A 25928-nucleotide genomic window follows, 5' to 3' on the forward strand; every position below is an offset into this window, starting at 1 on the left:
CGCCTGCATCGCGGCCAAGGCCGGCTCCTACCACGAATAGGGTAGGAGCCGACTTTAGTCGCGATGCAGACGACGCCATTTCAAGACAGTTGCTGCTACGTGGGTAAAACAATGCGGTCCCGCGTCCCGGGGCGCCACATAATCGCCCACGGGGCAGCGCTTTTGCGCAAATTGCGGTAGGCTGCCTTCTTTAGGTTTTTTTGGAGTACTTCCCCATGGCCAAAGCCACTGCCCGTCACATCCTGGTTTCCTCCGAAGCCAAGTGCAACGAACTGAAAGCGCAAATCGAAGGCGGCGCCGATTTCGCCGAAGTCGCCAAGGCCAACTCCACCTGCCCATCCAGCCGCCAGGGCGGTGACCTGGGTTCGTTCGGCCCAGGCCAGATGGTCAAGGAATTCGACACCGTGGTGTTCAGCGCCCCGATCAACGTGGTGCAAGGCCCGGTCAAGACCCAGTTCGGCTACCACCTGCTGGAAGTCACCAGCCGCCAGGACTGATACCTGTCCCGCTGCTGACGGCCCGCCTTGTGCGGGCCGTTTTGTTTGTGATCAGTGCCTTGGTTGATGATAGGGTAAGCACGCGCCCACACTCATTCGAACAAGGCAGACAATGCGCTCGGTTTTCGCCCTTCTCCTGCTGACCGCCCAGTTGCTGATGCTCCCCTGCGCCCTTGCCGCCGCGCAGCACGCCCTCACCGTCTACGGCGAGCCGCCCAAGTACCCCGACGGCTTCAAGCACTTCGACTACGTCAACCCCGATGCCCCCAAGGGCGGCAGCCTGCGCCGCTCGGCCGTGGAAATCGGCCAGTTCGACCACCTGCTGCCTTATATAGACAAGGGCATCGGCGTGAGCCAGGTGGACGGCCTGCTGTACGCGCCCCTGGCCCTGCGTTCGCTGGACGAGGCCTACACGGTGTACGGCCTGATCGCCGAGAAAATGGAGCGCGACGACAGCGGCCTGTGGCTGCGCTTCTATATCAACCCCAAGGCGCGCTTCAGCGACGGCGTGCCCATCACCGCCGCCGACGTGAAGTTCACCTTCAATTTGCTGATGACCCAGGGCAGCCTGCGCTTTCGCACCCAGTTCGCCGAGGTGAAGGACGTCGAGGTCGAAGGGCCGCGCCAGGTGCGCTTCGACTTCAGCGCCAACGACAACCGCAGCCTGCCCCTGGACCTGGCCTCGCTGCCGGTGCTGCCCGAGCACTGGTGGAAAGACCACGACTTCGCCAACGGCGGCGGCTTCGAGGCCGCGCCCGGCAGCGGCCCCTACACCGTGGGCAAGGTCGACAACGGCCGCAGCATCACCTTCCAGCGCGACAAGGACTGGTGGGCCCGGGACCTGCCGGTGACCCGCGGGCTGTACAACTTCGACCAGTTCGGCATCGAGTTCTTCGGCGACACCGAGGTGGCGCGCCAGGTGCTGCTGGGCGGCGCTTTCGACTACAACCGCGAGTTTTCCGCCACTGGCTACACCATCAAATACAACAGCGCGGCGCTGGACGACGGCCGCCTGCAACGCGCGCACCTGGCGCCGCAAAGCCTGCAGGCCGCCCAGGGCTTCGTGTTCAACCTGCAACGGCCGGTGTTCAAGGACCGTCGCGTGCGCCAGGCCCTGGCCCTGCTGTGGGATTTCGAGTGGACCAACCGCCAGCTGATGCGCAGCATGTACATCCGCCAGCAGAGCTTCTTCGCCAACAGCCCGCTGGCAGCACGGCAGCTGCCGGACGCCGCCGAGCTGAAGATCCTCGAACCCCTGCGCGGGCAGGTGCCGGACGAGGTCTTCACCCAGGTGTTCGAAGCCCCGCGCACCGACGGCAGCGGCTTTATTCGTGACAAGCAATTACAAGCCCTGGCGCTGTTGAAGGCCGCCGGCTGGACGCCCGACGGCGACCGCCTGGTGAACGCCGCCGGCGAGCCGCTGAGCTTTACCTTCCTCAATGGCCAGCCCGGCCTGGAAAAACTCATCCTGCCGTGGAAACGCACGCTGGCGCAGATCGGCATCGACCTGCAGATCCGCCGCATCGACTCTTCCCAGTACATCAACCGGCTGATGGCCCGGGACTACGACATGATCATCACCGGCTACCCGGTGTCGCCCTCCCCCGGCATGGAGCTGTCCAACTACTTCGGCTCCGCCAGCGCCACTGATACCGGCTCCAGCAACTACATGGTGCTCAAGGACCCGGCCGTGGACACGCTGATCAAGGGCCTGGTCAATGCCAGGACCAAGGCCGACATGACCGAATACGCCCACGCCCTGGACCGGGTGCTGCAGTGGAACTACTACTGGATTCCCAACTACTACCCGCCAGGCACCTCTACCGTGTGGTGGAACCGCTTCGGCATTCCCGCGCACCCGGCGCCCAATGACGAGGCCCCGGAAAGCTGGTGGCAGGTCAGCCCCACGCCGCTGACCAACGCGCAAATGGCCGAGCTGCGCGCCAAGGAGGCCCACTGATGCTGGCCTATACCCTGCGGCGCCTGCTGCTGATCGTGCCGACGCTGCTGATTATCCTACTGGTCAATTTCGTCATCGTGCAGGCGGCCCCCGGCGGCCCGGTGGAGCAGGCCATCGCCCGCCTGCAGGGCCTGGGCGGCGTGGCCGTGGGCGGTGGCGGCGGCGATTCGGCCCAGGGCGCGTCGCGCGCCAGCCGTGGCCTGGACCCGAAACTGATCAAGGACATCGAGCACCAGTACGGCTTCGACAAGCCCGCACCGGAGCGCCTGTGGCTGATGATCAAGAACTACGCCACGCTGAACTTCGGCAACAGTTTCTTCCGCGGCGCCAAGGTCACCGACCTGATCCTCGACAAGATGCCGGTGACCCTGTCCCTGGGCTTCTGGGCCACGCTGATCACCTACCTGGTGTCGATCCCGCTGGGTATCCGCAAGGCGGTGCACCACGGCAGCCACTTCGATATCTGGAGCAGCACCGCCATCATCATCGGCTACGCCATGCCGGCGTTCCTGTTCGCCATGCTGCTGATTGTGCTGTTCGCCGGCGGCACCGAGCTGAACTGGTTCCCGGTGCGCGGCCTGGTGTCGGAAAACTTCGACCAGCTGTCCACCCTGGGCAAGGTCGCCGACTATTTCTGGCACCTGGTGCTGCCGGTGACCTCACTGGTAATCGGCGGCTTCGCCACGCTCACCATCCTTACCAAGAATTCGTTCCTCAACGAAATCACCCGCCAGTACGTGGTCACCGCCCGCGCCAAGGGGGTCAGCGAGCGCCGGGTGCTGTACGGGCACGTGTTCCGCAACGCGATCCTGCTGGTGGTGGCCGGCCTGCCCCAGGCGTTTATCAGCGTGTTCTTCGCCGGTTCCCTGCTGATCGAAGTGATCTTCTCCCTCGACGGCCTCGGCCGCCTGAGCTACGAAGCAGCCGTGGCCCGTGACTACCCAGTGGTGTTCGGCACCCTGTTCATCTTCACGTTGTTCGGCCTGCTGATCAAACTGGTGGGCGACCTGTGCTACACCCTGGTCGACCCGCGCATCGACTTTGCCGGGAGGAGCGCCTGATGAAACGCCTGTCCCCGGTCTCGCGCCGGCGCCTCGACCGTTTCCGCAAGAACCGCCGCGGCTGGTGGTCGCTGTGGATCTTCATTGCCCTGTTCGCCCTGAGCCTGGGCGGCGAGCTGATCGCCAACGACAAGCCACTGGCCCTGAGTTACCACGGCCAGTGGTACTTCCCGGCCTTCAAGCGCTACACCGAAACCGAGTTCGGCGGCGTGCTGCCGTTCCAGCCCGACTACCGCAGCGACTATGTGCGCAAGCTGATCGCCGACGCCGGCGGGGAAATGATCTTCGCGCCCATTCCGTTCAGCGCCGACACCCCCAACTACGACCTCACCCAGCCGGCCCCCAGCCCGCCCAGCGCCAGCAACTGGCTGGGCACCGATGACCAGGGCCGCGACGTGCTGGCGCGGGTGATCTACGGCGCGCGGGTATCGATCCTGTTCGCCATTGCGCTGACCGTGATCAGCTCGCTGATCGGCATCCTCGCCGGTGCCCTGCAAGGCTATTACGGCGGCTGGGTGGACCTGTTCGGCCAGCGCCTGCTGGAGGTATGGTCGGGGCTGCCGGTGCTGTACCTGCTGATCATCCTCTCCGGTTTCGTCGAGCCCAACTTCTGGTGGCTGCTGGGCATCATGGCGCTGTTTTCCTGGCTGGCCCTGGTGGATGTGGTGCGCGCCGAGTTCCTGCGCGGGCGCAACCTGGAGTACGTCAAGGCGGCGCGGGCGCTGGGCCTCAACGACGGCAAGATCATCCGCCGGCACATCCTGCCCAACGCCATGAACGCCACCCTCAGCTACCTGCCGTTCATTCTCACCGGGGCCATTTCCACCCTCACCGCCCTGGACTTCCTGGGCTTCGGCATGCCGGCGGGCAGTGCTTCGCTGGGCGAACTGATCGCCCAGGGCAAGGACAACCTACAGGCGCCGTGGCTGGGTTTCACGGCCTTCTTTACCCTGGCACTGGTGCTGTCGCTGCTGGTGTTCATCGGCGAGGCATTGCGTGATGCCTTCGACCCCCGCGCCTGAGGCCAGCATGAGCGAAAACCTGATCGAAATACGCAACCTGAGCGTGGCCTTCAACGACCACACCGTAGTGCGTGAGCTGAACCTGGACATCCGTCCCGGCGAGTGCCTGGCGCTGGTGGGCGAGTCGGGCTCGGGCAAGTCGGTGACCGCCCACTCGATCCTGCAGCTGCTGCCGCAGACCGGCAGCCACACCCAGGGCAGCATCCGCTACCGCGGCACCGAGCTGCTGGGCGCCCCGGCCAACGTGTTGCGCGAGATCCGCGGCAACCGCGTGGCGATGATTTTCCAGGAGCCCATGACCTCGCTGAACCCGTTGCACACGGTGGAAAAGCAGATCGGCGAAACCTTGCTAGTGCACCGCGGCCTGACCGGCAAGGCCGCCCAGGCGCGCACCCTGGAGTTGTTGCAACTGGTGGCCATCCAGCAGCCGGAAAAGCGCCTCAAGGCCTACCCGCACCAACTGTCCGGCGGCCAGCGGCAGCGGGTGATGATCGCCATGGCCCTGGCCTGCGAGCCCGACCTGCTGATTGCCGACGAACCCACCACCGCCCTCGACGTGACCGTGCAGCGGCGCATCCTGGTGCTGCTCAAATCACTGCAGCAGCGCCTGGGCATGTCGCTGCTGCTGATCAGCCACGACCTCAACCTGGTGCGCAGCATTGCCCAGCGGGTGTGCGTGATGCGCGCCGGCGAGATCGTCGAGCAGGCCGACACCGAAACCCTGTTCTGCACGCCCAAACACCCCTACAGCTGCATCCTGATGAACGCCGAACCGGCCGGCGAGCCGCTGCCGCGCCACGAACGCCCGCCGCTGCTGGACGTCGACAACCTGCGGGTGTGGTACGCCACCAGTGGCGGCTTCCTGCGCAAGCCCCATTACGTCAAGGCGGTGGACGGCATCAGCCTGAGCCTGCAGAAGGGCAAGACCCTGGGCATCGTCGGCGAGTCCGGCTCGGGCAAATCCACCCTCGGCCAGGCCATCCTGCGCCTGCTCGATTCCCAAGGTGGCATCCGCTTCGACGGCCAGCCGTTGGAGGGCCTGACCCCCAAGCAGATGCTGCCGTGGCGCAAGCGCATGCAGGTGGTGTTCCAGGACCCTTTCGGCAGCCTCAGCCCGCGCATGTCGGTGCAGCAGATCATCAGCGAAGGCCTGGAAGTGCACGTCGAGTGCGACGCCGAAAACCGCGAGGAACGGGTGATCAAGGTGCTGGAGGAAGTGGGCCTGGACCCGGCCAGCCGCCACCGCTACCCCCACGAGTTTTCCGGTGGCCAGCGCCAGCGCATCGCCATTGCCCGGGCGCTGGTGCTCAAGCCCGACCTTATCCTGCTGGACGAGCCCACCTCGGCGCTGGACCGCACCGTGCAGAAGCAGATCGTCGCCCTGCTGCGCCAGTTGCAGGACGACCATGGGCTGACCTACCTGTTCATCAGCCACGACCTGGCGGTGATCAAGGCCCTGGCCCACGACGTGATCGTGGTCAAGGACGGCCAGGTGGTGGAGCGCGGCGCCAGCCACGACCTGTTCGAAGCCCCGCAACATCCTTATACCCGCGAACTGCTGCTGGCCGCCCACGTGCAGGCCGAGCCGCACTGACCCTGGAGGCATAGGCATGACCCTGAACGGCAAGACGGCATTGGTCACCGGTTCCACCAGCGGCATCGGCCTGGGCATTGCCCACGGCCTGGCCGCCGCTGGCGCCAAGGTGATACTCAACGGCTTCGGCGACGCCCAGGCGGTGCTGGCCGAACTGGCCCGCCACGGCACGAAGGTTGGCCACCACCCGGCGGACGTCAGCCAGCCGGCGCAGATCGAGGCGATGTTCGCCTACGCCCAGGCCGAGTTCGGCGGCGTCGACATTCTGGTCAACAACGCCGGCATCCAGCATGTGGCTGCGGTGGAAGACTTCCCGGTGGAGCGCTGGGACGCGATCATCGCCATCAACCTGTCCTCGGTGTTCCACGCCACGCGCCTGGCGCTACCCGCCATGCGCGAGCGCGGCTGGGGCCGCATCATCAACATCGCCTCGGTGCACGGGCTGGTGGGCTCCACCGGCAAGGCCGCCTACGTGGCGGCCAAGCACGGGGTGATCGGCCTGACCAAGGTGGTGGGCCTGGAAACCGCGCGCACCCAGGTGACCTGCAACGCTATCTGCCCCGGCTGGGTGCTGACGCCGCTGGTGCAGAAGCAGATCGACGACCGCGCGGCCAAGGGCGTGGACCCGCAACAGGCGCGCGAGGACCTGCTGGCGGAGAAACAGCCGTCGCTGGAATTTGTCACCCCCGAGCAGTTGGGCGAGCTGGTGCTGTTTCTGTGCAGTGAGGCCGGCAGCCAGGTGCGCGGTGCAGCGTGGAACATGGATGGCGGGTGGTTGGCGCAGTGACGCGGCCTGCGGCCGCTACATCCTGTGGGAGCTGGCTTGCCAGCGAGCTGTTGGGGCCATAAAAGCTCGCTGGCAAGCCAGCTCCCACAAGACAGTTGCTGCTACGGATGTGCGTAGCAGCGGCCGCAGGCCGCGTCCGGGGCCCGGTCAGGTGTTCTCATCATCCACCAGGTTCCAGTCAGCGCTGTCCACGTCCGCCGCCGGCTCTGGCGGCAGTGGCACGCTGCTGGGCTCATGGCCGTTTTCACGGTGCAGCTTGAGGCGCAGGCGCAGGTTGTTCTGCGAGTCGGCGTTCTTCAGTGCTTCCTCCTCGCTGATCGCCCCCTCCAGGGCCAATTCGTACAGCGCCTGGTCAAACGTCTTCATCCCCAGGTTCACCGATTTTTCCATGATGCCCTTGAGCTCGCCGAACTCGTTGCGGTGAATCAGGTCCTTGATGGTGGCGGTGCCCAGCATCACCTCCACAGCCGCCCGGCGCTTACCGTCGGTGGTCTTCACCAGCCGCTGGGAGACGAACGCCTGCAGGTTGTTGCCCAGGTCATTGAGCAGCTGCGGGCGACGGTCCTCGGGGAAGAAGTTGATGATGCGGTCCAGCGCCTGGTTGGCGTTGTTGGCGTGCAGCGTCGAGATGGCCAGATGGCCGGTATCGGCGAACGCCAGGGCGTGCTCCATGGTCTCGCGGTCGCGAATTTCGCCGATCAGGATGACATCCGGCGCCTGGCGCAAGGTATTCTTCAAGGCCGCCTGGAAGCTGCGGGTGTCGACACCCACCTCGCGCTGGTTGATGATCGACTTCTTGTGCCGGTGCACATACTCCACCGGGTCTTCGATGGTGATGATGTGGCCGCTGGCGTTGCGGTTGCGATAGTCGATCAGCGCCGCCAAGGAAGTCGACTTGCCCGAGCCGGTGGCGCCGACGAACAGCACCAGGCCGCGCTTCTGCATGATGGTCTCGAGCAGCACCGGCGGCAGCTTGAGGTCTTCGAAACGGGGAATGTCGAGCTTGATGTTACGGGCGACGATGGACACTTCGTTGCGCTGTTTGAAGATATTCACCCGGAAGCGTCCGACGCCATGAATGGACATGGCCAGGTTCATCTCCAGGTCACGCTCGAAGTCCTGGCGCTGTTCGGCGTCCATGATATCGGCGGCGATGGCCGCCACTTCGCCGGGTTTCAGCGCTTCCGCCGACAGTGGCTTGAGCACGCCGTTGAATTTGGCGCAGGGCGGCGCCCCGGTGGACAGGTAGAGATCGGAACCGTCCTGGGAGGCGAGGATTTTCAGCAGGGCTTGGATTTCCATATGCGAGGGTCCACAGGGCGACAATAGAAAAGTAAGCTATAGCTTGGCGGTAGAACACCCCGCCATGCAAATCAAAGGACAACGCACATGAGCGGCACCCCCGTCGGCAGCTCCATCGTCGAACTGATCGAACAGCTGCCGTGGCGCGACAGCCCCCTGCCCGCGCCCGCGCAGTGGCCGCAGAGCCTGCGCACCGCGGTGGACATCGTGGTGCATTCGCCCATGCCCATGCTGCTGCTGTGGGGCCCGCAGCTGTGCCAGCTGTACAACGACAGTTTCGCCCTGCTGGCGGGCAGCAACCACCCCCGCGCGTTTGGCCAGCCGGTGGACCTGATCTGGCCGCAGTTGAAGGAATTCACCGACCCCATCTACCGCGCGGTGCTGGGCGGCGAGGTGCGCACCTACGTGGAACAGGGCTTTACCCTGCCCCGCGACGCCGGCCCCGCCCAGGTATGGCTAGACCTGACCTACAGCCCCATCCGCGATGAAAGCGGCACGGTGGCCGGCATCCTGGTCACCGCCATCGAAGCCAACGAGCGCCGGCGTGTGACCGCCGAGCTGCAACGCCGCTCCGAAGCCAGCGCCAAGGCCCAGCTCGACACCGAGGAGCGCTTGCAGCTGGCGCTCGAGGCGACCAACGGCGTCGGCACCTGGGACTGGGACATCCGCGAGGACCTGTTCCAGGCCGACGCGCGCTTCGCCCAGTTGCACGGCGTGGACCCTGGCCTGGCCGGCAAGATGCCCATCGGCGAGTACCTCAAGGGCGTGCACCCTGACGACCGCGGCATGGTCGCGCGCAGCATCAATGCCTGCGTGCACAGCGACGGCGAATACGCCAACGAGTACCGGCTGCTGCGCCCCGACGGCGAAGTGCGCTGGGTGTACGCCCGCGGCCGCAGCCACAACGACCACCATGGCCGGCCGGTGCGCTTTGTCGGCGCCTCCATCGACATCACCGAGCGCCGCGAGGCCGAACGCACCCTGCTGCGCCTCAACGAAACCCTGGAAGAACGGGTGGCCGAGCGCACCGAGGCGCTGGCCGAGGCCAACCGCCGCCTGCACACCGAGATGCAGGAGCGCGAGCGCGCCGAGGAAGCCCTGCGCCACGCGCAGAAGATGGAAGCCGTGGGGCAACTGACCGGCGGCATCGCCCACGACTTCAACAATATGCTCACCGGCATCATCGGCAGCCTCGACCTGATGCAACGCTACATCGCTGCCGGCCGCGCCGATGAGATCGGCCGCTTCAGCGAGGCCGCCATCACCTCGGCCCATCGCGCCGCGGCCCTGACCCACCGGCTACTGGCGTTCTCCCGGCGCCAGTCGCTGGACCGCAAGCGCCTGGACCCCAACCAGCTGGTGCACTCCCTGGAGGAGCTGTTCAGCCGCACCAAGGGCGAACACATTCAGCTGAAGATCCGCCTGGCGCCCAACGTCTGGCCGGTGAACACCGACGCCAACCAGCTGGAAAACGCCCTGCTCAACCTGGTGATCAATGCCCGCGACGCCATGCCTGACGGCGGCACCCTGCGCATCGAGACCAGCAACCTGAGCCTGGCCGCGCCTGGCGAGGAGCCAGGGCTGGAAGCCCTGAAGCCGGGCCAGTACGTGCTGCTGAGCGTCAGCGACGACGGCGCCGGCATGACCCCGGCGATCCAGGCCAAGGCCTTCGACCCCTTCTTCACCACCAAGCCCATCGGCCAGGGCACCGGCCTGGGGCTGTCGATGATCTACGGCTTTGCCCAGCAGTCGGGCGGCCTGGTCACCCTGCACAGCGAACCGGGCCAGGGCACCTGCGTGCGCCTGTACCTGCCGCGCCACGTCGAGCAGGAGGAGGCCAAGCCCAAGGTGCTGGCGCCCCAGGGCGCGCCGCTGGCGCAGCACGGTGAAAGCGTGATGGTGGTGGAGGACGACCCGGCGGTGCGCATGCTGGTGCTCAACGTGTTGGACGAACTGGGCTACCACGCCCACCCGGCGGCAGACGCCAAGGCCGCCTTGCCGCTGCTGGAGTCGAGCCTGCGCATCGACCTGCTGGTGACCGACGTGGGCCTGCCCGGCCTCAACGGCCGGCAGCTGGCAGAGATGGCGCGCCAGCATCGGCCGGGGCTCAAGGTGCTGTTCATGACCGGCTATGCGGAAAAAGCCGCGGAGCGCCACAGCTTCCTCGCCGAGGGCATGGACATGGTTACCAAGCCGTTCTCCATCGACCTGCTGGCCAACAAGATTCGCGAGATGATCAATCAACCCGCCGCCGACAGCTGATTTGCGGCATAATCGCGCGCTTTTTCAACGTCGTTCACAGGGCCCCGCGTCATGAAAGCTCAAGCTCGCCACATTCTGGTGAAAACCGCCGAAGAGGCCGAACAACTCAAGCAGCGCATCGCCAAGGGCGAAGCCTTCGACGTGCTGGCGAAGAAATTCTCCACCTGCCCATCGGGCAAGCGCGGCGGCGACCTGGGCGAAGTGCGCCCGGGGCAGATGGTGGGCGCCATCGACCAGGTTATCTTCAAGAAGCCGCTGCGCACCGTGCATGGCCCCATCAAGAGCAAGTTCGGCTACCACCTGGTGCAGGTGTTCTACCGCGACTGATCCCCCGTAGCAGCGGCCAAAGGCCGCGTCCCGGCCCGGACGCAGCCTTCGGCAGCTGCTACGGGGTTGTCAGAACTGGGTGGTGAAGGTTTCCACCACTTTGAAGCGTTCGTCGACGATGCAGCCTACCCGCCACTTGTCGAACGTCAGGCACGGGTGCGAGGTGCCGAAGGCGATGATGTCGCCGATGCGCAGGTCTACCCCCGCCGCCACCTTCACGAACGCGTGCTGGTCCATGATGCGGGTGACCTCGCAGGCACTGACGTCATCGCCGGTGTCGCCCAGCAACCCGGCCCGGTAGCGCCGCAGCGGCTGCGGCATGCCGGCGTCATGGGCGACGTCGCGCTTGCCCAGCGCCACGATCGCACAGCCCGGTTCCGGCACCGATTGCACGTGCGCCCACACCTCCATGGCCGGGCGCAGCCCCTCGCCCAGGTCGGCACGACGAGCCAGCACGCCGCCCTGGGCGACCTTGTAGATGCCATGGTCATGGGCCACGTAGCTACCCGGGCGCAGCACGGCCAGGAAGCGCCCACGGGCGGCGTGGGCGTCGAAAGCCTCGGCAATCAGGTCATACCAGGCCGAACCGGACGCGGTGACGATGGGTTGCGGCAACGCAAAGGCGCCCTGCCCCTGCAACTCGACCGCCAGGCTGACCAGCGAGGCGGCGAAGGCGCGGATAGCGGCAATTTCCTGCTCGCCGTGGATCACCCCCTCGTAGCCTTCGATGCCGGTGAGGCGCAAGGCCGGCTGGGCAGCGATGGCGGCGGCCAGCGCCTTGACCTCGGCCTCGCTGCGGCAACCGCAACGGCCGCCGGCCACGCCGTACTCGATCATCACGTTGAGGTGCTGGCCGCGTTCGGCGAAGTATTCACCCAGGGCCAGCACCTGGTCCGGGTGGTCCACCAGGCAGTGGAAGTCGAAGCTGGGGTCCAGCAGCAGGTCCGCGACCAGGCGCATGTTCGCCGCGCCCACCAGCTGGTTGGCCATCAGCACCCGGCGAACACCGGCCGCATAGGCCGCGCAGGTTTGCACCGCGGTGGCCAGGGTGATGCCCCAGGCGCCGCGCTGCAGCTGCCGGGCGAACAGCGCCGGGGCCATGCTGGTCTTGCCGTGGGGCGCCAGCTGCGCGCCGCTGGCGCTGGCGAACGCCTGCATCCAGCGAATGTTGTGTTCCAGCGCTTCGCCGTGCAGCACCAGGGCTGGCAGGCTGACGTCGATCAACAGGTTGTCGCCCGGTACGGCGGCGCCCTTCTCCACTACTTGCATAACGTATCTCCAGGGGCGGCAACGCGCGCGATCATGCTCGGGGTTTGGCTTTGTAGGCCACGCAGTCGATTTCGACCTTGCAGTCCACCACCATGCTCGATTGCACGCACGCCCTCGCAGGCGCCAGGTGCGGCGGGAAGTATTCGGCGAAGACCTTGTTGAAGCTCCAGAAGTCGCGCGCATCGTCCAGCCACACGCCGGTGCGCACCACGTGCTCCAGGCCGTAGCCCGCCTCGTGGAGGATGGCGACGAGATTCTGCAGGGTCTTGTGGGTTTGCGCGACGATGCCGCCGTCGATGATCTCGCCGTTTTCCATGGCCACCTGGCCCGATACATACAGCCAGCCATCGGCCTCCACCGCCCGTGCGAAAGGCAGCGGTTGACCACCGGCACCTGTGCTGCCGGTGCCATGACGAGTAATGGACATGAGGACTCCTGTGCTCTCGCGCTGAACGCAATGATGGGTAATATGCACCGCCATTGTGCCAGCCGCCCCGCCCGCCATCGACGACAACTTTGCGACAGGGTTTGAAAATCCGATACCAAATTCACATGCGCGCAAGGCCGCGACCGCGCTACTATCAGCGTTTGCGCTGGACGCATGTTTTTTTCAAGGACTAGAAATGCCGCTGACTTTCCGTCGCCTCGCCCTCTTTTGTGCCTTCCTGTGTTTCGCCCTCGCCCTGATCTGGGGTACCTCCGCCGAACGCCTGCTCGCCTTCTGGGACATCCCTCACAGCGAAGCCGCCGCCTTGCTGGGCAGGCGCATTGCCGCGCTGCTGTTGGGCGTGGGCGTGATGTTTTTCTGCGTGCGCGGTTGCCCGCCGTCGCCGGCGCGGGCTGCCATGGTGCGCGGGTTCATGGTGGGCTGCCTGGCCATGGCACTGTTGGGGTTATTCGACTGGCTCAGCGGCCATGCCGGCCCCGGCATCCTGATTTCGGTGTTCGCCGAGCTGGGCCTGGGCCTGGCGTTCGTCAGCGTGGGCAATGGCGAGCGCGCCATCCTGCGGCAGATGCAAGCGTCGCGCTGATACCTCGACAAGGCACAAAAAAACCGGCGCGCCCGAAAGGGAGCAGCCGGTTTTTTTACGCGCCGTTGAACCAATCAGAGGCTGTCGTTCACCCGTCGCACCTGGTTCAGGTGGCGGTGCGCCAGGTCGGCGCGCAGGCCGGCGATCAGGTTCGAGATCGCCCGGCTGCTGTTGAGCTGCTGCGCGCTGATGCCGGTGACGGTGAGGTCCACCCGGTCCGATGTTCGATCAAACACTCGCACCGTCAGGGACTGGTCCTGGGCCAAGGTGCATTGGCAACGCTGGGGCAGAAAACTTGATTCAATGATGTTGCGCAGTTCAAGGGTGGACAACATGGCAAAAGCTCCATTTCTTATCGGTTGCGTCCGTGATTTTTCAGCGGCTTCGTGCAGCCTAGATGGCTATTTGATTGCGCGCTGCACCACCGGTCTGATGGCAGGGATCCTGCACTTTTCTTGTGCAGCTTCCATGCCCGGCCACCACCGCCAAGCGTATCGTTGAAAATCAACGACATACCCGCTAGAAATCAAAAAGCCATCATGCAAAATGCCACGTTGCAGGTCGCAACCCCTGCAATTTGCACACCTTCCCTGCGCTGAAACTTAACCGCCCTCGCCATGGTCAGCTGAAAATATCGTACAGGACGTCAGATCCCAGAGGTTCAGCCCCAGGAAGTACATATCATGGCCAAGCCGTTGAGCGAAGATCGTCGCAGCCCGCCTGCCGACACCCCCTCAGAGCCAGCTCCCATCCCGCCCCACCTGGCGCCGCAACGGGCCACTCGCGTCGAGCAGCCGCCCGAAGGCGAATGGTTGTTCGAGATCAAGCATGACGGCTACCGGCTGATGAGCCGCATCAGCGACGGCGAGGTGCGCCTGTTCAACCGCGAGGGGTTGGACTGGACCGCCGAGCTGCCGCACCAGGCGCAGGCCATCGCCGCGCTGCAGCTCAACGAGAGCTGGCTGGACGGCAAGCTGGTGCAGGCCAACGCCGAGGGCGTGGCCGACTACCTCGCCCTGCAGGAGGCCTTCGAGGCCGGCCGCTGCATGGACCTGCAGTACTACCTGTTCGACCTGCCGTTCCACAACGGCGAGGACCTGCGCGAGCAGCCGCTGGAGCAGCGCCGCGCGCGCCTGCGCAAGCTGCTGGGCAGCGCCAAGCATCCACTGCTGCGCTTCTCCGACAGTTTCACCGCCAGCACCCCGGACATCCTCGAAGGCGTCTGCACCCTGAACCACGAAGGCGTGATCGGCAAGCGCCGCGGCAGCCTGTACCGCGACGGCGAGCGGAACCTGGACTGGATCAAGCTGGACTGCGTGACCGACGCCAGCCATGCGCCACTGATGACCGAAAGCCAGGCCCGCCACACGGACGAACCCAGCCATGACTTCAGCGATGGCCACCGCGAGTCTGTCGCCGGGGTGTCCATCAGCCACCCCGAACGCGTACTCGATCGCGTCAGCCAGACAGCCCGTGTCGACCTGGCGCGTTTTTACCAGCGGATCGGCGCCTGGCTGTTGCCGCAGTTGCGCCAACGCCCGGTGGCCCTGATGCGCGCGCCCCACGGCGTCGAGGGCGACCTGTTCCTGCAGCGCCACACCGAACACCTGGCCTTGCCGCACATCACCCTGCTACCTCCCGCCCTCGACCCCGGGCACGCGCAGCTGATGCAGGTCGACCGCCTGCCGGCGCTGATCGAGGCCGTGCAGCGCGGCGCCGTGGAATTCCACGCCTGGGGCGCCACCAGCGACCGCCTGGACCTGCCCGACCGCCTGGTGCTGGACCTCGACCCCGACCCGGCGCTGCCCTGGGGCATGGTGCTGGACGCCACCGCCCAGACCCAGGCGCTGCTCGATGAACTGGGCTTGCGCAGCTACCTCAAGACCAGCGGTGGCAAGGGCATGCACATCATCGTGCCACTGGCCCGCCACGCCCGCTGGAACCGCGTGCTGGGGTTCGCCAAGGCCATCGCCCACTACCTCATGACCCAACTGCCCGAGCGCTTCACCGCCACCCAGGGGCCGCGCTACCGGGCGGGGCGCATCTTCGTCGATTACCTGCGCAACCAGCGCGGCGCCAGCACCGTGGCCGCCTACTCGGTACGGGCCCGCCCCGGCCTGCCGGTGTCCACGCCCATCGCCCGGCACGAGCTGGCCAACCTGGAAAGCGCGCGTCACTGGCACCTGGGCAACATTGGCGAGCGCCTGGAACAACTGCCCACCGACCCGTGGCAAGGCTATGACAACCGCCAACGCCTGACCACGCGCATGTGGACGCAGCTGGGCGTGGAGCCGCCCCATGATTAGGATCCGATTATTGTGTGGTTTGAAAAGGTGTTTCACTAACTGTTAGCTGGCTCATAGTTAGCACACAGGCTATCGTGCAGGTGTCGAGACAGGATGTCTCAACGTTTGCCCTTGAATGGCCAATGCCCGGAGATCCCCAACCCCGAGGGCATTGGTCTTTTTTTTGGCTGGGATGCGCCGCCCCGGCTACCCGGGGGCGCCCACCTTCATCTGCCTGCCTGGCACAGAAATAACATATTTGTTATTCTGCGCTCCATGACTTACTACCCTAACCTATTACAATGAAAGCGTTCAGGATGATGTGCTTGCATTGCCGCCGGGTTTGCGTGGCCGCTACTTTGCCTTGACCGATCGCATGGAGCTTCACGGCCCCAACCTCGGGGAACCCCACAGCAAGGCGTTTGGCGAGGGGTTGTTCGAGCTGCGCCTGAAGTCCGCTGAAGGCATTGCCAGGGCGTTCTTCTGCACCTTGGTCAACAAGCGAATCGTGGTCCTGCACAACTTCGTGAAAAAGACCGACAAGACGCCTGTCAAAGACAGACGGTTGGCCGAAACCAGAATGAAAGAGGTAAAGAACAATGCTGACTCACGCTGAGCTTAAAGCCAAGGCCTTGGCGGAGCCCGAAGCGCTGGCCGAGTACGAACGGCTGAACCGCGAGGAATTTGCCCTGCTGGACGAGATGCTCAATGCGCGCCGGGAAGCAGGGCTGACCCAGGCGCAGGTGGCCGAGCGCATGGGCACCAAGGCGCCCGCCGTGGCGCGCCTGGAGCGGGCACTGGCGTCCGGCAAGCACTCCCCCAGCCTGGACACCTTGCGCAAGTACGCCGCCGCGCTGGGCAAGAGGATTGAAGTGCATTTCGTCTGAGCGCCCTATCTGCGCGTCAACGCCGCGCCGCCAGCAGCCCCACCCCCGCGCAACTCAACAACACCGCGCTCGCGCGGTTGAACACCCGCCGTGGCCGCGGCTGGCTGAACCAGCGCTGCAGGTGGCTGCCCAGCCAGGCGTAGATGGCAATGGCCAGCCATTCCAGCAACAGGAACATGGCCCCCAGCCAGAAGAACTGCTGGCCCACCGAGGTGGGGCCGTCGACCGAGACGAACTGCGGCAGGAAGGCGGTGAAAATGAGGATGGCCTTGGGGTTGCCCGCCGCCACCCAGAACTCCTGCCCCGCCAGTTTGAACAGGCCGCGGCTGCCCGGCCCGCCCGGCGCCTGGCCGTCCACCGGGGCGCGCCACAGCTGCACGGCGAGGTAGAACAGGTACAGCGCACCGGCCACCTTGACCATCAGGAACAGCCGTTCCGACGCATGCAGTACCACTGCCAGGCCCATGGCCGCCAGGGCGATCATACCGGCGAAGGCCAGCAGCCGCCCGGCGCCCGCCAGGCACGAGGTGGCGAAGCCGTGGCGGCTGGCGTTGTTCAGGGACAGCAGGTTGTTCGGCCCCGGGGCCATGTTCAAGGCAAAGCAGGCGGGCACGAACAGCAGCAGGGTCGCAAGGTTCACGGCGTGGCGCTCCAGGCAGGACGGCCTGGCAGCTTAGCACCGCCTATCGGGCTGGCTCAACGAGGGTCGTCGGGGCTCATTTCACCGTCGTCGGTCTCGGTGCGGACCTTGTCCGGGTCCAGTTCCGGGTCCTTGTCCAGGGGAATGGGCGGCAGGTTTTCATCGCCCGGGCGCGCATCGGGCGGTACCGGGTCGGGAGCCAAGGGGTTGCTGGAGCGGTCGAGGGGGTCGGAGGTCATGGGACACCTGTACGCGCGGGGCTGGTTTTATTGTGATCGCCATCCGCGCCAGGAGTTGCCTGCTGGCGCGCTTAGGCCAGTTCCGGCTCGACCCGGTCCCGGCCACCCTGCTTCGCCGCGTAAACGCCGGAGTCGGCGCGCAGCAGCAAGGCATCAGCGCCCTCGCCGCGGCGCCAGCTGGCCACGCCGAAGCTGGCGGTGACGACGCCCACGCCATCCACCGGGGTGTGGCGCAGGCCCTGCCACAGCTCCAGGGCCAGGGCGTGGGCCTGCTCGGCGTTGCTGCCGGGGCACAGCACCATGAATTCCTCGCCGCCCAGGCGGCAGAAGACGTCGGTGCGGCGCAGGCGATGGCTGATTTTCTCGCAGATGTTCTTGAGCACCCGGTCGCCTACGGCGTGGCCGTAATGGTCGTTGATGCGCTTGAAGTGGTCGATGTCGAGCATGATCACCGACAAGTGCAGATGATCGCGCTCGGCGCGGTCCAGTTCGACCTTGAGGCGTTCCTGGAAGTAGCGGCGGTTGTGGATGCCGGTGAGCACGTCGGTCACCGACAGGGCGCGCAACTCTTCTTCCACCCGCTTGAGGTCGGAGATGTCCGTCAGGTAGCCATGCCACAGGGTGCCGCCGCCCGGCATCGGCTCGGGCGTGGCCTCGCCGCGCACCCAGCGCAGGCCCTGGCGCGGCAGCTGCACGCGGTACTCCTCGCGCCAGGGGGTCTGGTGCTCGGCGGAATAGCGGATCGACTCCAGCACCCGCTCGGCGTCGTCGGGGTGGATGCGCTGCATCACCAGCCGGCCGTCCTCGCGCAGGGCGCTGGGCTCCATCTCGTAGATGTCGCGGATGCCGTCGCTGGCCCAGCTGAAGCTGGTGCGGCCGTCCGGGTCGAGGCGGAACTGATAGATGCCGCCCGGCACCTCGGCGCTGAGCTTGCGCAGCAGTTGGTCGCGGGCGGCCAGGGCCTCGTGCACGCGCTTGCGCTCGGTGATGTCGATGCACACGGCCAGGTGCCCCACCCACTGGCCTTTTTCGTCGAGCACCGTGGTGGCCAGCATGTTCACCGGCATCCGGCTGCCGTCGCGGCGCACCAGGGTCCACTCGCGGGCCTGGTCGCCGCCGTCGCCGGGGGTCTCCACCAGCATCGCCTGGGCCAGGGGGATGTCGCGCTCGTAATAGGCGCGCAGGGTGCAGGCGCGCGCCACCAGCTCTTCGCTCAGGTGCAGGTTCTGCAGGGTCAGGTGCCCCACCGCTTCCTCGCTGCGGTAGCCCAGCATGCGCTCGGCGCCGGCGTTGAAGATGGTGATCAGGCCATTGAGGTCAGTGGCAATGATCGCCACCTGGGTCGCGGCGTTGAGCACGCTGCTCAGCTGGTTGTGGGTAATGCGCAGGGCCTGCTCGCTGCTGCGCAGCTGCGAGGTGCGCTGCTCCACCAGCTTCAAGGCCCGCTGGCGCTGGCTGACCAGGCTGTAGAGCAAGGCGCTGAGCATCAGCGTCAGCAGCGCCCCCAGGGTCACCACCACGTTCAGCGGCGAGGTGTGGTTGGCCTCGGCGAACAGCGGGCTGGGGCTGATGTCCAGCTGGTAGTCGCGGTCGGCCAGGCGTAGCAGGTGCGTGGCGGTCAGGCCCTCGGGCGGCGCCGGGTTGCTGGACTCGTACAGCACTTCATGCTCGCCCGCCGTGGACAGGTCGAGGATGCGCACGTGCAGGTTGTCGTCGTTCTGCGCCGGCAAGCCGTCGCCCATCAACTGGCCGAGGCTGATGACCGCCGACACGAAGCCCAGCGGCGGCCCGCCATCCTTGCCCGGCACCGGCGCCACCATCAGCACCCCGCGGCTGTTGCGCAGGGCCACGCCCACCAGATTGACCGGCGGGGTCACGGCCAGGTCGCCGGTCTTCAGGGCGCGCTGCAGGGTCTCATGCCGCGAGGGCTGGGAGTTCACGTCAAAGCCCAAGGGCAGTTTCAGCCGTGTCTGCGACTGGGTGAAGAACACCGGGTAGTAATCGTCACGCGTGGCGGCTGGCACCAGCGAACCGTCCGGCCGCTGGTCGCGGATGGCAAAGTCCTCGATGCCCTCGTCACGGGCTGCCTGCTCGAAGGCGGCGCGCTGGGCGTTGGTCACCCGCGGCAGCCAGGAATAGGCCTGAGTGCGCAGCAGCAACGGCCCGGCATAGCCTTCGTATTCGTGGCGGCTGACGTTGTCGGAATAGCTGAAAAAACGGCGCAGGCCAGCCAGGCGCTGGGTCTGGTCCTCGAAGCGCTCTTCGATGCGGCTGAAACGTTCGTTGGCCAGCAGCTCGAAGCGTTGCCGCAACTGCCGCTGATACAGCTCGGAGGTGCCCAGGGCCACCAGGCTGGTGACCACGGCGCCAGCGGCCAGCGCCAGCGAGGCGATAAGCCAGGCGGAGGCATCCTCACTGATAAAGCCAAGAATTTTCGGGCGAACGGCATGCAACGACATAAGCGGAACTCACAACGCCGGCGTGCTTCGTATCACTTTGGCTTTGGCTCAGTTATAGCTATTTGCCAGTAGTTTGCCTAGTGAGTCATCAAGCGAAATTGTTGATCATGGGGTGCAGCAAAAAGGGCTCCATGGGAGCCCTTTCGCGATGTAGCCAAAATGTACGACAGTCAGGACTGGCGCGGGCTACCGTTCATCGGGCCTGAATTTTCCAGGCGCGGTGAATCTTGCTGTTGCGGGCGAAGTCCGGGTCCAGGGTCTGGGCGCTGATTTCTTCCACCTGGTAACGCTCGCCCAGGTGCTCGTCGAGCTGGAACTTGCGGAAGTTGTTGGAGAAATACAGCACCCCGTCCTTGGCCAGGCGCGCCACGGCCAGGTCCAGCAGCTCGACGTGGTCGCGCTGCACGTCGAACACGCCTTCCATGCGCTTGGAGTTGGAGAAGGTCGGCGGATCGATGAAGATCAGGTCGTATTCCTCGCGGTTGGCCGCCAGCCACGCCATCACGTCACCCTGCTCCAGGCGGTTCTTGTCGGAGAAACCGTTCAGCGACAGGTTGCGGCGCGCCCAGTCCAGGTAGGTTTTCGACAGGTCGACGCTGGTGGTGCTCCGCGCGCCGCCCTTGGCCGCGTGCACGCTGGCCGTGGCGGTGTAGCAGAACAGGTTGAGGAAGCGCTTGCCGGCCGCCTCGCGCTGGATGCGCAGGCGCATCGGCCGGTGGTCCAGGAACAGGCCGGTGTCCAGGTAGTCGGTGAGGTTCACCAGCAGCTTGATGCCGCCTTCCTGCACTTCGGTGAACTGGCCCTGGGCGCTCTGGCGCTCGTATTGCTTGGTGCCGCTCTGGCGCTCGCGGCGCTTGATGATCACGCGGCTCTTGTCGATGCCCAGCGCCTGGGGAATGGCGGCCAGGGCGTCGAACAGGCGGGCCTGGGCCTTTTCCGGGTCGATGGATTTCGGCGCGGCGTATTCCTGCACGTGGACCCAGTCGTGGTACAGGTCGATGGCCAGGGCGTACTCGGGCATGTCGGCGTCATACACGCGGTAGCAGTCGACCTTCTCGCGGCGGGCCCACTTGCCCAGCTGCTTGAGGTTCTTCTGCAGGCGGTTGGCGAACATCTGCCCGCCTTCGCTCAGGCGCGCCTGCTCGACCACAACCGGTGCCGGCTTGATCGGGTTGCCGTTCTTGTTGACGCGCGCGTACGGGTCGGCAGCCGGCTGGGTGGCCTGCTCGTCGGCCTGTTCGCGTTCCAGCTGGCGCTGCTCGGCGGTGCGGCGCTCGCCGGTGACGAACTGGTCGGGCAGCACCTTGATCAGCAGCAGCTTGCACGGCAGCGCGCCGTTCCAGAACGAGTATTGCTTGTGGCTGCGAATGCCCATGCGCTTGCCCAGGTCCGGGGCGCCGGTGAACACCGCCGCTTCCCAGTTCAGGCAGGCCTGGCGCAGGCGCTCGCCGAGGTTCTGGTAGAGGTACAGCAGGCTGGCCTCGTCACCCAGGCGCTCGCCGTAGGGAGGGTTGCAGATTACCAGGCCTTTCTGGTTCTGGTCCGGGCGCGGCTCAAAGGTCGCGACTTCGCCCTGGTAGATCTTGATCCAGTCGCTGAGGCCGGCACGCTCGACGTTGTTGCGACCAGGCTGGATCAGGCGCGGGTCGGCTTCGTAGCCGCGGATCCACAGCGGTGGCTTGGCCAGGCCGGCGTCGGCACGGGCCAGCGCCTCGTCGTGCAGCTTGCGCCACAGGGCCGGCACGTGGCCCAGCCAGGCGCTGAAGCCCCAGCGGGTGCGCTTGAGGTTGGGGGCGATGTCGGCGGCGATCATCGCCGCTTCCACCAGGAAGGTGCCCACGCCGCACATCGGGTCGGCCAGCGCGCCGCCTTCGGCAGCAATGCGCGGCCAGCCGGAACGGATCAGGATCGCCGCCGCCAGGTTTTCCTTCAGCGGCGCCGCGCCTTGCTGCAGGCGGTAGCCGCGCTGGTGCAGGCTGTGGCCGGACAGGTCCAGGGACAGAATGGCTTCGCCACGGTCCAGGCGCAGGTGCACGCGCAGGTCGGGGTTGAGCTTGTCGACGCTGGGGCGCTCGCCCTCGGGGGTGCGCAGCTTGTCGACGATGGCGTCCTTGACCTTCAGGGCGCCGAAGTGGGTGTTGTCGATGCCCGAGCCATGGCCGCTGAACTCCACCGCCAGGGTGCCGTCGGGCAGCAGGTGGTCCTGCCAGTCCACGTCGTGCACGCCGTGGTACAGGTCTTCGGCGTCCTTCATGGCGAAGCGTTTGAGCACCAGCAGCACGCGGTTGCCCAGGCGCGACCACAGGCACAGGCGGTAGGCCGTTTCCATGTCGGCCATGCCGCGCACGGCGGAGGTGTGTTCGCGGGTGTCTTCGAGGCCAAGCGCGGTGGCTTCCTCAGCAAGCAGGCCTTCGAGGCCCTTGGGGCAGGTGAGGAAGAGTTCGTAACGATCCGACATGGGGTATCCAGGGGCATGAGCCATAAATGGAAGGGCAACGCATCACCCTTCCCGAGTTTAACCAGGCGCTTTTCTGTGGAAGCGCCCGTGTGACACCACCGTGGTGTCGACCGCCGGGACTGGAAATCGGCTGTGGAACAGCCTTTGATCGCCCCGGCAGAAAAAAATTCTGCAAAACGACGGGCCTGAAAATGACCCTTCGTCGTTTAATACTGAAAAGCATTTAGCCATCAATCCCTGATGGCAACGTCCCATTACTGGGGCTGCAAGGCTGATCATAGCCGGGTTTAACCCCCGCTGGCCTTTGAAGCATCCTTTTACTTATGGTCGAGACACCATAATCGTTACGTCCTTATGACAAAACGGTCGTTCACACGGAAGAACGCATTGTTTAGAAATCCCTACAGGCCGCATCGCAATGGTACGGCACCACTGCTCGCCACGCCGGCAGCGAGCATCCAAAACCGGCAGAAAGACTCTGCCCGGCCTCAGACGAGGCCGACGGGACATAACAGTCAACAGACGAGGGCAACACCCTATGAGAAGACTTAAGCGTGATCCGTTGGAACGAGCATTTTTACGCGGATACCAATATGGCATCCATGGCAAATCCCGTGAGCTTTGCCCTTTTACTCTACCGTCAGTTCGTCAAGCCTGGATCAATGGCTGGCGTGAAGGACGCGGCGACAACTGGGACGGTATGACCGGCACTGCGGGTATCCACAGACTCAACGAACTTCACGCGGTCGGCTGACGAGGACGATTTTTCTCTTACATTTTCGTGATCAACCATGCGCGCCCTAACGGGCGGCGGGCGAGAGCCCAGGGGCCCCTTCGAGGGCCCCTTTTTTATGCCTTCAGCCCCGTGGCAGCGCGGCGATGGCGTCCACCGCCTCGCGGATCAGCGCCGGGCCCTTGTAGATGAAGCCCGAGTACAGCTGCACCAGGCTGGCGCCGGCGGCGATTTTCTCGGCCGCGTGCTTGCCTTCGGTGATACCGCCCACCGCGATGATCGGCATGCGCCCGGCCAGCTCGCCGGCCAGCACCTTGACGATGTGGGTGCTCTTCTCGCGCACCGGCGCGCCCGACAAACCGCCCGCCTCGTCACCGTGTGCCAGGCCCTCGACGCCTTCACGGCCCAGGGTGGTGTTGGTGGCGATGACCGCGTCCATGCCGGAGGCCAGCAGCGCCTGGGCCACTTGCACGGTTTCCTCGTCGCTCATGTCCGGGGCGATCTTGATCGCCACCGGCACGCGCTTGCCGTGCTGCACGGCCAGCACTTCGCGGCGTGCTGCCAGGGCGTCGAGCAGCTGCTTGAGCGACTCGCCGAACTGCAGGCTGCGCAGGCCCGGGGTGTTGGGCGAGCTGACGTTGACGGTGATGTAGCTGGCGTGGGCGTAGACCTTGTCCAGGCAGATCAGGTAGTCGTCGACGGCGCGCTCCACTGGGGTGTCGAAGTTCTTGCCGATGTTGATGCCCAGCACGCCCTTGTACTGCGACGCGCGCACGCGGTTGAGCAGGTTGTCCACGCCCAGGTTGTTGAAGCCCATGCGGTTGATGATGGCGGTGGCTTCAGGCAGGCGGAAGATGCGCGGCTTGGGGTTTCCCGGCTGCGGGCGCGGGGTGACCGTGCCGATCTCGACGAAACCGAAGCCCAGCTGGGCGAAACCGTCGATGGCCGCGCCGTTCTTGTCCAGGCCCGCGGCCAGGCCCACCGGGTTGTCGAACGCAAGGCCCATGACGGTCACGGGCAGACGCGCCGGCGCCTTGGTCAGCAAGCCGTTGAGCCCCAGGCGGCCACCTGCGCCGATCAGGTCCAGGGACAGGTCGTGGGAGGTTTCCGGAGAGAGTTTGAACAACAGCTGGCGGGCCAGGTTATACATGGGCAGGCATGACTCGTTGGAAGATCGTCGGGGGCCGGCATTATAGCCACATTTACGCCCCCATAGCAGCTGCCGCAGGCGGCGTCCGCATCCAGCACCGTCCCGGTGCACTGGCATACCTCTTGCGTCACTTTGGGTACTTCCACACGGACCCCCGACATGACCGAGCCCCACACCCCCCTGGCCTGGGTGGCCGGCAGCGATGCGCCGGAGATAACCAGCCTGAACATCGGCTACATGGCCCTCACTGACTGCGCCCCGCTGGTGGTCGCCGCCACCCAAGGCTTCGCCCAGCCCCACGGCCTGACCCTGAACCTGCACCGCCAGGCGTCCTGGGCCGGGCTGCGCGACAAACTGCTGAGTGGCGAACTGGACGCGGCCCACAGCCTGTACGGCATGGTCTACGCCGTGCACCTGGGCATTGGCGGCACCCCGGCCAGCGACATGGCGGTGCTGATGGGCCTCAACCAGAACGGCCAGAGCATCAACCTGTCACCCACCCTGCAGGCCGTTGGCGTGACCAGCCCCGAGGCACTGGCGCGCCACGCGCACCAGCAAGGTGCGCGCCTGACCTTCGCCCAGACCTTCCCCACCGGCACCCACGCCCTGTGGCTGTATTACTGGCTGGCCGCCCAGGGCATCCACCCGCTCGACGACGTCGACAGCGTGGTGGTCCCCCCGCCGCAGATGGTGGCGCACCTGCGCGCCGAGCGCATCGACGGCTTCTGCGTGGGCGAGCCCTGGGCCGCCAGCGCCGTGGACCAGGGCCTGGGCTTCACCCTCAGCACCAGCCAGGCGATCTGGCCCGACCACCCGGAGAAGGTGCTGGCGTGCACCCAGGCCTTCGTCGACCAACACCCCAACAGCGCCCGCGCCCTGGTGGCCAGCGTGCTGCAGGCCAGCCGCTTCATCGAGCAGAGCCCGGAAAACCTGCGCGGCACCGCGCAGCTGCTCAGCGGCGAGGAGTACCTGGACGCACCACTGACCGCCATCGAGCCGCGTCTGCTGGGCAACTACGACGACGGCCTGGGCCACCACTGGCATGACCCTCACGCCCTGCGCTTCTTCGCCGGCGGCAGCGTCAACCAGCCGTGGCTGTCCGACGCCATGTGGTTCATGACCCAGTTCCGCCGCTGGGGCCTGCTGCGCCATGACCCGGACTACCTGGGCATCGCCCGGCAAGTGCAGCAGACCGCGCTGTACCGCAGCGCAGCCGCCAGTGTCGGTGTGCCGGTGGCCCTTGATGATCTGCGCAGCAGCCAACTGATCGATGGCAAGGTCTGGGACGGCAGCGACCCTGCCGGCTACGCGCGCAGCTTCGCCCTGCATGCCTTGGCCGATGACTGACGGGAGACGACCACTATGCTGCGTATCCTGTTGATCAACGACACCCCGCGCAAGGTCGGGCGCCTCAAGTCGGCGTTGGTGGAAGCCGGTTTCGAGGTGATCGACGAGTCGGGCCTGACCATCGACCTGCCGGCGCGCGTCGAAACGGTGCGCCCGGATGTCATTCTGATCGATACCGAGTCACCGGGCCGCGATGTGATGGAGCAAGTGGTGCTGGTGAGCCGTGACCAGCCGCGCCCTATTGTGATGTTCACCGACGAACACGACCCGCAGGTAATGCGCCAGGCGATCAAGTCCGGGGTCAGCGCCTACATCGTCGAAGGCATCCAGGCCCAGCGGCTACAGCCGATCCTTGACGTGGCCATGGCCCGCTTCGAGAGCGACCAGGCCCTGCGCGCACAACTGCAGGCCCGCGACCAGCAGCTGGCCGAGCGCAAGCGCATCGAGCTGGCCAAGGGGCTGCTGATGAAGATGAAGGACTGCAAGGAAGAGGAGGCCTACACCCTGATGCGCCGGCAGGCCATGAGCCGCCAGCAGAAGCTGATCCAGGTGGCGGAGCAGATCATTGCCATGAGCGAACTGCTGGGCTGATCCCCACCCTTGTTCCGTAAGAACGCG

Annotated in this window: 24 protein-coding genes; 15 read left to right on the forward strand and 9 right to left on the reverse strand. The window is 65.9% G+C overall.

Annotated elements, in window-relative coordinates:
* The first annotated feature begins 215 nt into the window (after window positions 1–215).
* The 6 genes from ACWKWX_RS27880 to hbdH all read left to right on the forward strand — a co-directional run bounded on the left by ACWKWX_RS27880 (window position 216) and on the right by hbdH (window position 6921).
* Window positions 216–497: a peptidylprolyl isomerase gene (locus ACWKWX_RS27880; protein ID WP_007952068.1), complete on the forward strand. Its 282-nt coding sequence runs from the start codon at window positions 216–218 to the stop codon at window positions 495–497.
* A 112-nt stretch (window positions 498–609) separates the two neighbouring features.
* On the forward strand, window positions 610–2457 hold the full coding sequence (locus ACWKWX_RS27885; RefSeq protein ID WP_483829481.1) for an extracellular solute-binding protein: 1848 nt from the start codon (window positions 610–612) through the stop codon (window positions 2455–2457).
* Complete coding sequence (locus tag ACWKWX_RS27890; protein ID WP_416423345.1) at window positions 2457–3518, forward strand: microcin C ABC transporter permease YejB; 1062 nt, start codon at window positions 2457–2459, stop codon at window positions 3516–3518. The genes ACWKWX_RS27885 and ACWKWX_RS27890 overlap by 1 nt, the downstream gene beginning before the upstream one ends.
* Entirely contained in the window at window positions 3518–4540 is a 1023-nt protein-coding gene (locus tag ACWKWX_RS27895; protein WP_416423344.1) for an ABC transporter permease, read from the forward strand. The genes ACWKWX_RS27890 and ACWKWX_RS27895 overlap by 1 nt, the downstream gene beginning before the upstream one ends.
* Window positions 4541–4547: 7 nt before the next feature.
* On the forward strand, window positions 4548–6134 hold the full coding sequence (locus ACWKWX_RS27900; protein WP_483829498.1) for an ABC transporter ATP-binding protein: 1587 nt from the start codon (window positions 4548–4550) through the stop codon (window positions 6132–6134).
* A gap of 16 nt (window positions 6135–6150) precedes the next feature.
* Window positions 6151–6921: a 3-hydroxybutyrate dehydrogenase gene (gene hbdH, locus ACWKWX_RS27905; RefSeq protein WP_483829482.1), complete on the forward strand. Its 771-nt coding sequence runs from the start codon at window positions 6151–6153 to the stop codon at window positions 6919–6921.
* A 147-nt stretch (window positions 6922–7068) separates the two neighbouring features.
* On the opposite strand, the gene ACWKWX_RS27910 is transcribed toward hbdH, so the two are convergent.
* The gene (locus ACWKWX_RS27910) at window positions 7069–8223 is read right to left on the reverse strand and encodes a PilT/PilU family type 4a pilus ATPase (protein WP_416423342.1); all 1155 of its coding nucleotides are present in this window, start codon (window positions 8221–8223) and stop codon (window positions 7069–7071) included.
* Window positions 8224–8310: 87 nt separating this feature from the next.
* Here ACWKWX_RS27910 and ACWKWX_RS27915 point away from each other — a divergent pair, with 87 nt between their 5' ends.
* Entirely contained in the window at window positions 8311–10485 is a 2175-nt protein-coding gene (locus ACWKWX_RS27915; protein WP_483829483.1) for a PAS domain-containing protein, read from the forward strand.
* Between the two features lie 51 nt (window positions 10486–10536).
* Window positions 10537–10812, forward strand: a complete 276-nt coding sequence (locus ACWKWX_RS27920) for a peptidylprolyl isomerase (RefSeq protein WP_008369722.1) — start codon at window positions 10537–10539, stop codon at window positions 10810–10812.
* Between the two features lie 69 nt (window positions 10813–10881).
* Here the strand turns inward: ACWKWX_RS27920 and ACWKWX_RS27925 are convergent, their stop codons facing one another.
* Together ACWKWX_RS27925 and ACWKWX_RS27930 are read right to left on the reverse strand one after the other, a co-directional pair.
* A complete protein-coding gene (locus ACWKWX_RS27925) occupies window positions 10882–12081 on the reverse strand; it encodes an amino acid deaminase (RefSeq protein ID WP_483829484.1) in 1200 nt (399 codons plus the stop codon).
* A gap of 31 nt (window positions 12082–12112) precedes the next feature.
* Window positions 12113–12508, reverse strand: coding sequence for a RidA family protein (locus ACWKWX_RS27930; protein WP_416423339.1), 396 nt, complete (start codon window positions 12506–12508; stop codon window positions 12113–12115).
* Between the two features lie 196 nt (window positions 12509–12704).
* Here ACWKWX_RS27930 and ACWKWX_RS27935 point away from each other — a divergent pair, with 196 nt between their 5' ends.
* A complete protein-coding gene (locus tag ACWKWX_RS27935) occupies window positions 12705–13112 on the forward strand; it encodes a hypothetical protein (protein ID WP_416423338.1) in 408 nt (135 codons plus the stop codon).
* Window positions 13113–13186: 74 nt separating this feature from the next.
* On the opposite strand, the gene ACWKWX_RS27940 is transcribed toward ACWKWX_RS27935, so the two are convergent.
* Window positions 13187–13447, reverse strand: a complete 261-nt coding sequence (locus ACWKWX_RS27940; RefSeq protein WP_416423337.1) for a DUF1652 domain-containing protein — start codon at window positions 13445–13447, stop codon at window positions 13187–13189.
* Window positions 13448–13795: 348 nt separating this feature from the next.
* Between ACWKWX_RS27940 and ligD the strand changes: the two genes are divergently transcribed.
* The 3 genes from ligD to ACWKWX_RS27955 all read left to right on the forward strand — a co-directional run bounded on the left by ligD (window position 13796) and on the right by ACWKWX_RS27955 (window position 16284).
* Complete coding sequence (gene ligD, locus ACWKWX_RS27945; protein WP_483829485.1) at window positions 13796–15418, forward strand: non-homologous end-joining DNA ligase; 1623 nt, start codon at window positions 13796–13798, stop codon at window positions 15416–15418.
* A gap of 301 nt (window positions 15419–15719) precedes the next feature.
* The gene (locus ACWKWX_RS27950) at window positions 15720–16013 is read left to right on the forward strand and encodes a type II toxin-antitoxin system RelE/ParE family toxin (protein ID WP_483829486.1); all 294 of its coding nucleotides are present in this window, start codon (window positions 15720–15722) and stop codon (window positions 16011–16013) included.
* On the forward strand, window positions 15997–16284 hold the full coding sequence (locus ACWKWX_RS27955) for a helix-turn-helix domain-containing protein (protein WP_416423334.1): 288 nt from the start codon (window positions 15997–15999) through the stop codon (window positions 16282–16284). Before ACWKWX_RS27950 ends, ACWKWX_RS27955 begins: the two co-directional genes overlap by 17 nt.
* A gap of 16 nt (window positions 16285–16300) precedes the next feature.
* Here the strand turns inward: ACWKWX_RS27955 and ACWKWX_RS27960 are convergent, their stop codons facing one another.
* The 4 genes from ACWKWX_RS27960 to rlmKL form a co-directional block, all read right to left on the reverse strand.
* Window positions 16301–16924, reverse strand: coding sequence for a LysE family translocator (locus ACWKWX_RS27960; protein WP_416423333.1), 624 nt, complete (start codon window positions 16922–16924; stop codon window positions 16301–16303).
* Between the two features lie 56 nt (window positions 16925–16980).
* Complete coding sequence (locus tag ACWKWX_RS27965) at window positions 16981–17163, reverse strand: hypothetical protein (protein WP_416423332.1); 183 nt, start codon at window positions 17161–17163, stop codon at window positions 16981–16983.
* 71 nt (window positions 17164–17234) lie between these two features.
* On the reverse strand, window positions 17235–19622 hold the full coding sequence (locus ACWKWX_RS27970; protein ID WP_483829487.1) for a sensor domain-containing diguanylate cyclase: 2388 nt from the start codon (window positions 19620–19622) through the stop codon (window positions 17235–17237).
* Between the two features lie 193 nt (window positions 19623–19815).
* Entirely contained in the window at window positions 19816–22080 is a 2265-nt protein-coding gene (gene rlmKL, locus ACWKWX_RS27975) for a bifunctional 23S rRNA (guanine(2069)-N(7))-methyltransferase RlmK/23S rRNA (guanine(2445)-N(2))-methyltransferase RlmL (protein WP_416423330.1), read from the reverse strand.
* 538 nt (window positions 22081–22618) lie between these two features.
* Between rlmKL and rmf the strand changes: the two genes are divergently transcribed.
* Window positions 22619–22834 (forward strand): ribosome modulation factor, encoded by a 216-nt coding sequence (rmf, locus tag ACWKWX_RS27980; protein WP_008368461.1) that lies wholly within the window; start codon window positions 22619–22621, stop codon window positions 22832–22834.
* Window positions 22835–22937: 103 nt separating this feature from the next.
* On the opposite strand, the gene ACWKWX_RS27985 is transcribed toward rmf, so the two are convergent.
* Window positions 22938–23963 carry a quinone-dependent dihydroorotate dehydrogenase gene (locus ACWKWX_RS27985; RefSeq protein ID WP_416423329.1) on the reverse strand — a complete coding sequence of 342 codons (1026 nt, stop codon included), beginning with the start codon at window positions 23961–23963 and terminating at the stop codon, window positions 22938–22940.
* A 159-nt stretch (window positions 23964–24122) separates the two neighbouring features.
* Here ACWKWX_RS27985 and ACWKWX_RS27990 point away from each other — a divergent pair, with 159 nt between their 5' ends.
* Together ACWKWX_RS27990 and ACWKWX_RS27995 are read left to right on the forward strand one after the other, a co-directional pair.
* Window positions 24123–25310, forward strand: coding sequence for a CmpA/NrtA family ABC transporter substrate-binding protein (locus ACWKWX_RS27990; protein ID WP_483829488.1), 1188 nt, complete (start codon window positions 24123–24125; stop codon window positions 25308–25310).
* Between the two features lie 15 nt (window positions 25311–25325).
* Entirely contained in the window at window positions 25326–25901 is a 576-nt protein-coding gene (locus ACWKWX_RS27995; RefSeq protein WP_416423327.1) for an ANTAR domain-containing response regulator, read from the forward strand.
* The last annotated feature ends 27 nt before the right edge of the window (window positions 25902–25928 follow it).

This window comes from Pseudomonas imperatae, assembly GCF_057128625.1.